This is a genomic window from Arcicella sp. BE140 (assembly GCF_031456255.1).
In the GTDB taxonomy this organism is placed as follows: Bacteria; Bacteroidota; Bacteroidia; order Cytophagales; family Spirosomataceae; genus Arcicella; species Arcicella aquatica.
This window is the reverse complement of the sequence record NZ_JAVDUE010000008.1, coordinates 89,444-102,093: the sequence shown is the minus strand read 5'-3', so window position 1 is coordinate 102,093 and position 12,650 is coordinate 89,444. Positions and strand designations below refer to the sequence as shown.

The window sequence follows — 12,650 nt, the reverse complement described above, 5'->3', positions numbered from 1 at the left end:
TTAATTTAATTCGTTATTGAAATTACTGTTTGAATCTTATTTGAAAAAATCTTTCAAATATACTGCTAACCTAACGTTTTATCAATTTGTTTAACAATATTTACGCTTATTCGCCTGGATGATACGTCTTTTCTGCATTTTTTATCACATCACTCTTATAAAAATAGACATCCTTAAACTGTCCCTTTGTGTACATTAATAACTGGTCTTTAAAATGTTTTGAGGTTGGGTCGCCACTTTCGCCACCTGCCAACAAAGATTTAGCCTTTATTTTGTCACCAAATTCTACTGCACATATAAAACTATTACCTCCCACGCCATATCTTTTATTGGTTCCTTGGTAATACCTGCTATTATAAGATGGCAACGACCCCCACAATGCTGAAGCAAAACCTACAGGTACACTTGGCTCATTATCATTATATTTTGTTTGTAAATCACCTGTCAATCTTTGAAAACGATTTAGTTCGCCCCAAGGTATTTGCCAAGTACCAAATTTTTTATTCAAATCGTTAATTACTGTCACCAAAGGAGGCATAAACTTTGCTACATCAGCATTGGCAGCAAATCTTTTAGTATTCTCTACCTGATCCGTTTCGCCTTGGTCTATGTATAATCTTTGTATCACTGGGCTAAGTTTCTGTGCCCATTCTACTGCCAAAGTAGTAGCTACAGAATTTTCTGATGAATGATAATCCCATGCTTTCAAGACTTCAATTGGTGCTTTTAGTTGCGTATAGAGCGAATCGTTTTGCTTTACGTCACGTTCAAATGTTTTCACCAAAGCTGGTATCAATATTTCAAAAGCCGATAAATAAGTATCATACCCTGCGGCGATTACTTTGTCGATGGTATATTTTTTCTCACGGTCTAATACCCTTACTGCATTGACTCCTCTAAAGTTTTCACCATCAGGAGCCATGTATGATGGATAATTTTCTCGTTTAGGACTATTAGCCCCTGCCACTGAAAAGGGCGTTGAATTGCAATTTTGCAACCAACCATTGGCAGGATTGTACAAATGGACAGTTTCATCTACCTCATGCAAGCCTTTCCATTCTGTAGCAGCTATTGAGCCATCTACAGGTTTAGCCCAATTGTACTGGTTATCTCTTTTAGGAATATAGTTGCCATGCCAATAAGCGATATTACCTTTATAATCAGCAAAAACAGTATTGTTGGACGTATTTGCCTTTAAAGCCATCACTTGCTTATACTCTTCAAAACCTTTGGCTTTGGTTCTTTTCCAACTCTGAATCATACTGACAATAGAACGATTATAAGATTTTAGGCTCACCCATTTATCATCTCTTTTACCCATAACTGGCCCGTGATGTGTAAAATATGTACTAAAGGTTTTCTGTTTTAATACATTGTCAGCGAGGTAACTAATCGTAATTTTCTTTTCTGTTACAGGCTTCAAAGCGCCTTCATATTCATAAAAATACTTGTCGCCTTTTTTGCTAATCTTTTCCGCATACATATCGGCAACATCTACGTTACTAGAGGTGTGCATCCAACCGCAGTATTGATTAAATCCCTGATAAACAAACATTTGCCCCCAAGTAACGGCTCCATAAGCATTCAGTCCTTCTTCACTAACCACTTGTACTTCTGGTCGGAAGTAAAAAGTAACGTGTGGATTAATGTATAATATAGCTTTGCCTGATTGCGTAATCTTAGGAGAAAACGCAAACCCGTTTGAACCTGTTTGTTGCTCAGGATTTTTAGGAACAGCTACCGCAGACACTAAACTACCTGAGTAAAAATTCTTTAAATCAGCTATGCTTAAATCGGCTGTACTGATTGCACCAATACTTCCATCTGTCCATAACAAAGCATACCACGGTTTAAAGCGTGTCAACATAGCAGGTTTCACTGCTGGATGTTTGTATAAATAAAAGTTGATACCATCGGCATAAGCATTCAACAATTTCTTCAACCAAGGTGCTGCCTTTTGATAATCTGCTTTGGCTTCGGTAGTATCAATTAGTAAGCGTATTTGTAAATCGTTATAGAGTTCTGATTCACCTTTTAGTTCTGCAATTCTTCCCAGCTTTTCAATATAATTCATCTCTACCCGCTTGAAATCATCTTCACATTGGGCATAAAGTAAGCCAAAAACGGCATCAGCATCTGATTTACCATATATATGCGGAATACCCCAATTGTCACGAATAATACTTACTCGCTTCGCCTGTGCCTCAAAGCGACTAATTTCAGCATTTGAAAATTTTTGTGCAAGAATTGAAAAAGGAAGGAAAAACAGTAAAATAATTTTTCTCATATTGATATAGTATTGAATGATGAAGTATTCTGTATTAACAAACATACAAAATACAACGAAATTTCTCTCAATACTAATTTAAAACTTTCTCTCAATGCTTGAAATGCACTAAACTTTAGGCAAATTAGACAAATAGGAATGATTTAAGAATGATATTTCTAGTAGGACTTAAGTGATATATGTTATTATTAACACTTTGTTATTAAGTAAGCTCGTTTGTAATAGTATATCCTATCATCATAAAGAACTCCCTATTTAAGAATGAGTTAAGTTCTTAAATAAGGAGTTCCTTGTCAATAATTATTTATTTTTAATGCTTTGTATGATCCTTCATGCTCATCTTTTTATCAAAACAATGTATCGCACATGCAACAGACTTATAGCTATCATGCACATTCCCTAATTTGTTCCCTTTGGCATCATAGATATTACAGGTTTCATCTTTATTATCCACTACCTTCAACATAATATCATTGTTAGGATCAAAATATGTTTTCCCATCTTTTCCCCAATGTCCCATTTTTTTACCATTTCCATCAGTCAGATTACCTTGGTTATCAATGAAGCCTACTTTTTGTCCTTTTGCATCTTTTATAAACTGGTCTTTTGACACACTTCCTATCTTTGTACCATTAAAATAGATATCTCCTTTAGCATCAATCAAATGTCCTTTATAATCTTTTACTTGCTGAGCGAAACTTATCGAAATCACACTCATTACAAAAGCGAAAACCATAATTGCCTTTTTCATTTTGGTATTTATTTTATTAGTTTAACACTGAAAAATCATTTTAGCTAAAACACTTAACTCCCTGATTTACAGTTCAAATTTATTATACTAATACTACCTAAAACATGAAGATTGTCAGCAATTATAATGAGAATTATTAGAGAACATTTATTATCTCAAAATGCGTTTAAAACTATGGTCATTTGGATTCAATGAATTTTAAGAATAAAAGAAAATACAATTATTTACGCTTCATCCTCCGCAAAAGTCAGGTAATACCCATCAATATCTTTAATCGTAAATTCTGTTGCGCCATAAAAAGTCTTTTCTAGTCCTTTTACGATTTCTACTTTATCTTTAATGCTTTCAAAAAAATCTCGAATTTGTTTTAGTTTGATATAAAATAGCAAGCTCCCCCCTAGTCTGTTTCTATCAATATCAGGCAATTCTTCGCCTAAACTATCCATCGTCTGCAACATTATCGTTACCCCTCCATTTGAGAGCATCACCCAAACGAAATCTCCTTCTTCAGGAACAGTCATGATAGTTTCAAAACCAATTTGTTTATAAAATTCAATCGATTTATTGATGTCTTTGACAAAGTTATTTACCGTTAAGCTTTCCATGTTATTGTTGTTTATATGTTGGTGCCAAGTTAATGTTTTTACACTTAAAAATTTCTAAGCATTTGTTACTTTTTATTGAAAGATACTAAACAAACAAAGCCCCTCAAAAGAAAATCCTTCAAGGGGCTTTGTTTAAAATAATATCGGTAGACTAAGCTACAGCTTCTACATTTTTTTGTTCAATATTTACTGTCGAATTTGCTTTCAAAACTACAGCTTCGTTGTACACAAAAATGGTAATATCATCTCCAGCCAAATTTTCGATGACTACTTCATGAGCAAAAGTTTTGATATTCAACAAATTGTCTCTGAAACGAATTTTAAAGGAGAATGAATTCCAGTTTTCAGGTACGAATGGTGCTAAATATACCTGACCATTACGAACACGCATACCGCCAAATCCTTTTACGATTGACATCCAAGTACCTGCCATCGAAGTAATATGGCAACCATCTTCGGTATCATTATTATAATCATCTAAATCCAGACGTGCCGAACGTTGATAGAATTCATAAGAACGAGCCTTATCTCCTAACTTAGCCGCAATAATCGAATGCACACATGGACTTAATGATGACTCATGAACCGTCATTGGTTCATAGAAATCATAATTACGCTTGATGGTTTCAGCGTCAAAATCATCTTCAAAGAAATATATTCCTTGCAACACGTCAGCTTGTTTGATAAAACAAGAGCGTAATATTCTATCCCACGACCATTTTTGATTGATTGGTCTGTCATGAGCTGGAAGATTAGTTACTTTTATTAATTCTTTATCCAAGAAACCATCTTGTTGTAAGAAAATGCCTAACGCTTTATCTTCGCCCAAGTACATATTGCTAGTAATACTCTTGAATTTTTCAAACTCAATAGTTTCATCAAGGTTTGTAAAACTAGCTAGCTCATTATATCGTTCAGGATTTGATGCTTTGATTTTATCCGCTACCTCCATCAAATACTTCATACACCAAACAGCAAAATAACTTGTATACCAGTTATTATTTACATTGTTTTCATATTCATTTGGTCCCGTCACTCCCAGCATTACATATTGCTTTTTCGCTTCCGACCAGTTTACACGCTGTGCCCAGAAACGAGCAATGCCTAATAAGACTTCAAAACCATATTCAGCTAGATAAGCTTCATCGCCTGTATAGTTTACATAGTCATAAATGGCATAAGCAATGGCTCCATTACGGTGAATTTCTTCAAAGGTAATTTCCCATTCGTTATGGCATTCTTCGCCATTCATCGTAACCATTGGATACAATGCGGCACCATCTTTAAAACCTAGTTTTTGGGCATTCTCAATGGCTTTACCTAACTGTTTCCAACGATAAACCAATAAGTTACGAGCTACTTGTTGGTCGGCAGTTGCTAAGTAAAAAGGAATACAATAAGCTTCGGTATCCCAATACGTTGAGCCACCATATTTTTCGCCAGTAAAACCTTTTGGTCCAATATTCAAACGAGCATCTTCCCCGGTATAAGTTTGGTTCATCTGGAAAATATTGAAACGGATACCTTGCTGAGCAGCCACATCACCTTCAATCACAATATCATTCATTTCCCATTTTGATGCCCACTTTTCAGCTTGTTCTACTAGCATTTTATCAAAGCCTTTGGCTTCAATGTTGGCTAAATAAGCTTTGGCTTTAGGGAGTAAATCTTCTATTTTATGGTTTTCAGAAGAAAGGTTACAAGCATATTTTACTAAAACAGTTTCTTCATTGGCTTTTACACTCAAAGTAACTTGACTAGCTACATATTTTTCTGCTTTTTGAGGGAAGCTTTTAAAATCAATTGCTTTGCCTTCTTGAAAAATTTGGAATTTCTGACCTGTTACTACATGAAAACCTGTTTTCTTAGTAACCATCTCTATATATCCTTCAGCAAAGGCAGTTTCTTTATGTACTTCGTCCCAGAATTTTTCATCATAGTTGGCATCTTTATTTTTAATATCGCCATCAATAAATGGAGTCAGCACAAGCTTTCCGTCAAAATTAAGGGGTGTAATTGCGTAAGAAATTGCACCCGATTCGTCATCAACAATAGAATTGAAGCGTGTGGTATTAACTTTCACCTGTCTGCCAGACGGCAAAGTAGCCACAAAAGAACGTTGTAAATAACCTTCTTTCATGTTCAAAACTCGCCTAAAATCATTTACTTCAGCAGTATGTAAATCAAGAATTTCATCTTCTATTTCAACTTTAATACCAATCCAGTTGGCAGCATTCAACACCTTTGCGAAATATTCAGGGTAGCCGTTTTTCCACCAACCTACACGTGTTTTGTCGGGGTAATATACACCAGCTACATAATTTCCTTGGAGTGTTTTTCCAGTGAAGGTTTCTTCAAAATTTCCTCTTTGTCCCATTCGGCCATTGCCTAAAGAGCAAACAGATTCCGTAATTTCGTTGAATTCACGATTAAATCCCTCTTCGATGATACACCATTCATCGTGTTTAAGATAGTCTTTCATATATGGTTATACTCGGTTAGTTTGTTTATTAAGATAAAGATGAAATCTCTATCTTCACGAAAAAACTAATCAAATCAACTGATTATCAATAGCTTAATCATGTATTTATAAAAATGGTTAATAGTAAATTAAACAACAATTCTCGACTTTTACATAAAAACAGCATTATTATTTAGAAAAAACATCAGAATTAATACTATTACACCGTAAAAGTCATAATTTCTGTGCGAATTTATACTAGAATTTTAACACTCAATTTGCTGTGCTAAACTGTATTTTGGATAAATATTAAAAGTTCAATCTATCCAAAGTCATTTCCTCAAAGCCAGCAATCACAAAATCTGCTTCTGTTAAAATATCAGCAACACCTACTCCTATTGCTTTCATACCTCCTGCTTTAGCTGCTTGTATTCCTGCTACTGCATCTTCAAATACTACACATTCACTTGGCAATGTACCTGTTGCCTCTGCTCCCATCAAAAATACTTGTGGGTCTGGCTTGCCTTTGGTGATGTTATTACCATCAATAATGGCATCAAAATAATCTAACATATTGATTCTTTCTAAAATCAATTTAGAATTTTTACTAGCCGAACCCAAAGCGATTTTAATACCTGCTTCACGAAGGTCAGTAAGAAACTTTTCAACACCTGGGAGTACTTCCTTGGGGGTCATTAGTTTCACTAAATCTAGGTACCAGTCATTTTTACGAGTTGCCCATGCTAATTTCTCTGCTTCCGTTAAAGTAACATTTCCCCATTTAAGAATCAATTCCAATGATTCCATGCGCGAAATACCTTTTAATTGTTCGTTCTGATGTTCAGTAAAATCAAAGCCTAATTCGTTCGCAAGGCGTCTCCAAGCTTGAAAATGATATACTGCTGTATCAACAATTACGCCATCTAAATCGAATAGGCAAGCTTTAATCTTTGTCATGTGGATTTTTTAGTTAGTGATTGTGAGTTAGTGATTGAGTGAATTATCGGACTTCGAATATGTTATTTCTTCTGTGAAAATATCTTTTAAGAAATAAACCAAATGAAAATTTTAACATACCTTAATCACAACTCACTCAATCACTAATTCACAATTATGTTTGTAAGGATTTACTTATTTTTTTAATTCAAGAATCGTGATTGACATTGCTGGGATTTTTAACGTTTTTAAATCTCCCACCAATGCATCTGTCATAATATTTTTGGCAGTACTGAAACCCGACATTCTTTCTGAAAATCTTTGAGTATCCAGATTTTTATCTTCTTTATTTTGGCTCATGATTACCATAACGCTTTCGTTTTCGGTATATCTAAAGTACACATAAATTCCATCCTGTGGTAAAAATTGTGTTAATTTCCCTGTAGTAATAGCATTGCTATTTTTACGATAGTTGGCCAATTTTTTCACAAAATCAAAAGCTTCATTCTCTTTCTCTGTTCTACCTGAAGCCAAAAATTTATTTACTTTATCATCAGCCCAACCACCTTCAAAATCCTTGCGTACTTCTGCATCCGATGGATTTTTAAAGTTTTTAGTCAGGTTTTCTGTACCATAATATAAATGTGGTACTCCACGAGTAGTTAATAAAAAGCCTACTCCTAGTTTAAATTTATTAAAATCTTCGCCAATAACAGAATAAAATCTATCCATATCATGGTTATCCAAGAAAGTCATGTTCAAGTTGGCGTCTTCATAGAGGGCATCCATTGCCAAAGTAGCATACAACCGATTAAACCCTTTTCCCCAATCGAACCCTTGGTTTAATGCATCATTAATGGCATTAAACAGTACAAAGTCGTTGGCAGAAGGCAATGAGCTTTTGAAAGGTACATTCAGGTTATTTTTCGCAAAATAGGCTTGAGAATAAGCACTTTGTACAGAGTTTTCACCCGTGATAAACATTTTAGGATATTCTTCTGCCAAGGCAGCATTACAACGATTCATAAAATTCAAATCATTGTATTGGTAGGTATCGATTCTCCAGCCATCAATCCCAAAGTTTTCAACCGTCCAAAGGGCATGTTGAATCAAAAAGTTAGCGACATATTCATTTTTATGGTTTAAGTCTGGCAAGAAAGGAACAAACCAACCATTTTGTTGTACTTTGAAATCAGCAGCCGAACCATGCAAAATATCAACCACAGGTTCGTCACGGTAGGAAGTATTTGTATAAGTATCCCATTGATTCAACCAACTTTTCATTGGTAAATCTTTCAAAATCCAGTGGTTGATTCCTACGTGATTATATACTGCATCTTGAATAATTTTTAATCCTTTGGCATGAGATGCCTCTATTAGTTTTTTATACGCTTCATTACCGCCAAGACGTTTATCTACATTATAATGGTCTGTAAAACCATAACCATGATAGGCCGAACGCATGGCACCACCTTCGTTAGTTTGGGGTTGATTGTTTTCTACAACTGGATTCAGCCAAATAGTAGTAGCGCCTAATTCTTTTACATAATCTAAATGATTTTGTACCCCTAGCAAATCTCCTCCATGACGTAAAAATGGATTTGTACGGTCGGAAACAGGGTCAGCCATATCGGCAAATTTATCGTTAGAGGGGTCACCATTTGAAAAACGATCAGGAAGGATTAAATAAATAAAATCTTTTGAATTGATTTCCTGTGGCTTTTGGTCACGTACTTTTAATTGAAAAGGTTGCGTTATTTTTACGATTTGGTCTACTACTTGCTTTTTCCCTTTTTGCACTTTCACCGTTTTTGAAAGCTCAATCATCATTTGCCCAGCTTGGGTGGCTGGTGCAATTGTTAAATCAAGAAATAGGTAATTAGGGTTCTCCACTTTGTTTACTTTTTCCAAAGAAACTCCCGGATAATTGATTTTCACATCGCAATCGCCAATGTTTTTGCCATAAACTAAGAGTTGTAGCTTGGGGTTTTTCATACCGACCCACCAGTTAGTCGGGTTAATACGTTGAATACTTGTGGTTTGAGCCAGCAAAGCATTCATCAAGAAACATAAAAGAATAGATAAAATTGTTTTTTTCATTTGTTTAAGATGGTTAATGGAAATACAGTAAAATAGCGCAAACTCGGGTAAAAAAGGATTTTATAAACGTTGGATTCTACTTTTTTTACTATCATTCATGCAATTTTTCAAATAATTTCAAGAATTTCCTAATAATAAAATCTTAAATTGTGAGCAATTTAATGCAAAGATAAAAGAAAGCTAAAAGAAACGAATCTGTGCTAATCTGTCCTAATACCCAAATTTTATTCTAAAAATGTCTCAAAATTCAATCAAAGTCACAACATTATTAGGCTTAGTTTTTGTCGTTTTTTGGGCAAATGCTCAACAAACTATCAAAGCACTCCCAGCCACTGAGCAAAATGCTATTGCCAAAACCAAGAATTATAGTAAATTCAAAGATAGAGACCCTAAAAAAAGTAAAATCATAGTCCAAAAAAATATGACAAAGATCAAAAACGACAAATTAGTAATTTTACAAATGATGTTTCACCTTTGGGGAAACAAGAATACTACGAATAAATTTAATGGCTCTGCAGCTGAAAATGGTGTTACTAAATTTTCTGATATTAATGATTTAGCCCTAAAAAAGCTCAAAGATTATGGTTATTCACATCTTTATATGACAGGTTTAATCGAGCATGCCACTATGGAAGATTTGACAGCTTATGGTATTCCTAAAGATCATCCAGATGTAGTAAAGGGGAGATCTGGTTCGCCCTTTGCTATTAAAGATTATTATGATGTCAACCCTTTTTTTGCCGATAAGCCTAAAAATAGAATGAAAGAGTTTGCTGAAATGGTTGAAAGGGTTCATCAAAATGATTTAAAACTCATTATGGATTTTGTGCCTAACCACGTAGCAAGGGTATATCATTCTGATATGAAACCAAAAGGCGTTGAAGATTTCGGTGAAAAAGATGATACCACGAAATTATTCGACCCACACAATAATTTCTATTATTTACCTGATACGCAATTTCAGATTCCTGATGGCGTAAATCCTCCTGTAGAAGTAGACGGACCCTATGTTGAAACGCCTGCGAAAGTATCGGGTAATGATGTTTTCTCTCCACATCCTAGTATCGACGATTGGTTCGAGACAGTAAAACTTAATTATGGTGTTGATATCCAAAATGGCCGACAAACTCATTTTGACCCTATCCCAAGTACTTGGCTAAAAATGGTAAATATTCTAAAATATTGGGCTTCTAAAGGTGCTGATGGTTTCCGTTGCGACATGGCAGAGATGGTTCCTTATGAGTTTTGGAAATATGCTATTAAAGAGGTAAAGAAGAGCTATCCAGATATTATTTTCATTGCTGAAATATATAATCCAAAGGAATATCATAATTATATTAAAATAGGAGGTTTTGATTACTTATACGATAAAGTAGGTTTGTATGATGGCCTTCGTCATTTAGTAGAAAACAGAGATGATGCCAGTGTAGAAAGCATTACGAATGTTTGGCAGCATGAGTCTGGCGACATTTCAGAGCACATGCTAAGGTTTTTAGAAAATCACGATGAAGTGAGAATTAATACGGCTGCTTTTTCTAAAGGGTATCCTATGGCAGCAGTTCCTGCGATGGTAGTGACGGCTACCTTGCATACAGGACCAGTGATGATTTACTTTGGTCAGGAATTAGGAGAGTCTGCTTCTGAACCAGAGGGTTTTAATAGGGCCGAAGACCGCACGACTATGTTTGACTTCTGGGGTGTAAAATCACATCAAGCGTGGATGAACAATGGTAAATTTGATGGTAAGCTATTGACAGAAGAACAAAAGAATATCAGAAAATTCTATGGCGATTTAATCAAATTTGTCAATACTTCTGATGCTGTACAAACTGGAAATTTCTTTGATTTGCAATACATTCAAAATGGTAATTACGACCGTAGAAAAGTGTATAGTTACTTACGTTATTCTGGTAAGCAAAAGCTTTTAATTGTTTGTAATTTTGACCATTTTCAAACAAAAAAGTTCGATTTAGTAGTTCCAGAAGGTGCATGGTCGTCAATGGGATTAAAGCCGAGCAAAGACGCTACTTTTAAAGGTAAATTCAATCAAAAAGAACAATTTACACAAAAGGCTAGTCAATCTATTCCAGTTCAAATCAGCCCCAATTCAGTACTTATTTATGAAATTTCTCAGAAAAAATAGAATATATTTTAAATATTTTCTTAATTTGAGTCTTTAATATTACATCATTAACCATTTTATGACAAAAGATATAAAACCCCGCCTTAGTCTAGCTCAAATCATCAACATGAGCATAGGCTTTATGGGTATTCAATTTGGTTTTGCACTACAAAATGCAAATACAAGCCGTATTTTTTCAACTTTAGGTGCTAATCCTGATGAGATTCCTATTCTTTGGGTAGCTGCCCCGCTTACAGGTTTATTAGTTCAGCCTATTATTGGATACATGAGCGACCGTACTTGGCATGCAAGATGGGGGCGTCGCCGTCCATTCTTTTTTGCAGGAGCTATTTTAGCCACTATTGCATTGATTGCTATGCCACAATCATCAGTACTTTGGATGGCTGGTGCTATCCTTTGGATAATGGATGCTTCTATTAACGTTTCAATGGAACCATTTAGAGCTTTTGTGGGTGATATGCTTCCCAAAGAGCAAAGGACAACAGGCTTTTCGGTACAAACTTTTTTTATCGGTGTCGGGGCAATGATTGCCTCTGGGCTTCCATCTATTTTAGATTATTTTGGTGTCCAAAATACTGCTCCAGAAGGAATTGTGCCAGATACTGTTAGATGGTCATTTTACATCGGTGCATTTGCTTATTTTATCTGTATTCTTTGGACAATCCTAAAGACGGAAGAATATCCCCCTGAAGACATGGAGCTTTTTCAAAGAGAAAAAGACGAAATGAATTTTATGCATGGTGTGAAAGAAACAATCAATGGTTTATTTAACATGCCAAAAGTAATGAAGCAGTTGGCAGTCGTTCAATTTTTCTCTTGGTTTGCATTATTCTGTATGTGGATTTTTATGACGAATGCTGTTACAGCTAACATTTTTGGCACAACAGATACCAAGTCTGAAATTTATAATGATGGGGCAAATTTTGTAGGTATCTGCTTCTTGGTGTATAATGGAGTTTCAATGGTTTTTGCTTTATTTTTACCAACATTGGCGAAGAAATTTGGCAGAAAGTTAACGCACCTACTTTGTCTGACAGCAGGAGGCTTAGGATTAATCTCAATTATGTTTATCACTTCAAAAGAGGCACTATTGCCTTCATTTATTGGTATTGGTTTAGCATGGTCAAGTATTTTAGCAATGCCATATGCCATGTTATCAGGGAGCTTACCTGCCAACAAAATGGGCTATTATATGGGCGTTTTCAATTTTTTTATTGTGATTCCACAGGTAATTGCCAGCTTGGGTTTACAAAAATTCATGAATTTTATGCAATTAGAACCAATACATATCGTTACTTTGGGGGGAGTATTCATGATTTTGGGAGGATTACTCACACTACGTGTAGAAGATAACGATTAAATAATAC

The 12,650-nt window shown here is 35.0% G+C and carries 8 protein-coding genes; 2 read left to right on the top strand and 6 right to left on the bottom strand.

What is annotated here, in order from left to right; translation table 11 throughout:
- Positions 1–106: 106 nt before the first annotated feature.
- The 6 genes from J2Y60_RS12830 to J2Y60_RS12805 form a co-directional block, all read right to left on the bottom strand.
- Positions 107–2,287 (bottom strand): penicillin acylase family protein, encoded by a 2,181-nt coding sequence (locus J2Y60_RS12830; RefSeq protein WP_309916177.1) that lies wholly within the window; start codon positions 2,285–2,287, stop codon positions 107–109.
- A gap of 310 nt (positions 2,288–2,597) precedes the next feature.
- Complete coding sequence (locus J2Y60_RS12825; RefSeq protein ID WP_309916175.1) at positions 2,598–3,038, bottom strand: 5-fold beta-flower protein; 441 nt, start codon at positions 3,036–3,038, stop codon at positions 2,598–2,600.
- 224 nt (positions 3,039–3,262) lie between these two features.
- The gene (locus J2Y60_RS12820; RefSeq protein WP_309916173.1) at positions 3,263–3,643 is read right to left on the bottom strand and encodes a VOC family protein; all 381 of its coding nucleotides are present in this window, start codon (positions 3,641–3,643) and stop codon (positions 3,263–3,265) included.
- Between the two features lie 151 nt (positions 3,644–3,794).
- Positions 3,795–6,125, bottom strand: coding sequence for a glycoside hydrolase family 65 protein (locus tag J2Y60_RS12815; protein ID WP_309916171.1), 2,331 nt, complete (start codon positions 6,123–6,125; stop codon positions 3,795–3,797).
- A 288-nt stretch (positions 6,126–6,413) separates the two neighbouring features.
- Positions 6,414–7,061, bottom strand: a complete 648-nt coding sequence (gene pgmB / locus J2Y60_RS12810; RefSeq protein ID WP_309916169.1) for a beta-phosphoglucomutase — start codon at positions 7,059–7,061, stop codon at positions 6,414–6,416.
- Positions 7,062–7,235: 174 nt separating this feature from the next.
- The gene (locus tag J2Y60_RS12805) at positions 7,236–9,140 is read right to left on the bottom strand and encodes an alpha-amylase family glycosyl hydrolase (protein WP_309916167.1); all 1,905 of its coding nucleotides are present in this window, start codon (positions 9,138–9,140) and stop codon (positions 7,236–7,238) included.
- Positions 9,141–9,375: 235 nt separating this feature from the next.
- On the opposite strand from J2Y60_RS12805, the gene J2Y60_RS12800 reads away from it, so the two are divergent.
- Positions 9,376–11,283, top strand: a complete 1,908-nt coding sequence (locus J2Y60_RS12800) for an alpha-amylase family glycosyl hydrolase (protein ID WP_309916165.1) — start codon at positions 9,376–9,378, stop codon at positions 11,281–11,283.
- A 58-nt stretch (positions 11,284–11,341) separates the two neighbouring features.
- The gene (locus tag J2Y60_RS12795) at positions 11,342–12,643 is read left to right on the top strand and encodes an MFS transporter (protein WP_309916164.1); all 1,302 of its coding nucleotides are present in this window, start codon (positions 11,342–11,344) and stop codon (positions 12,641–12,643) included.
- The last annotated feature ends 7 nt before the right edge of the window (positions 12,644–12,650 follow it).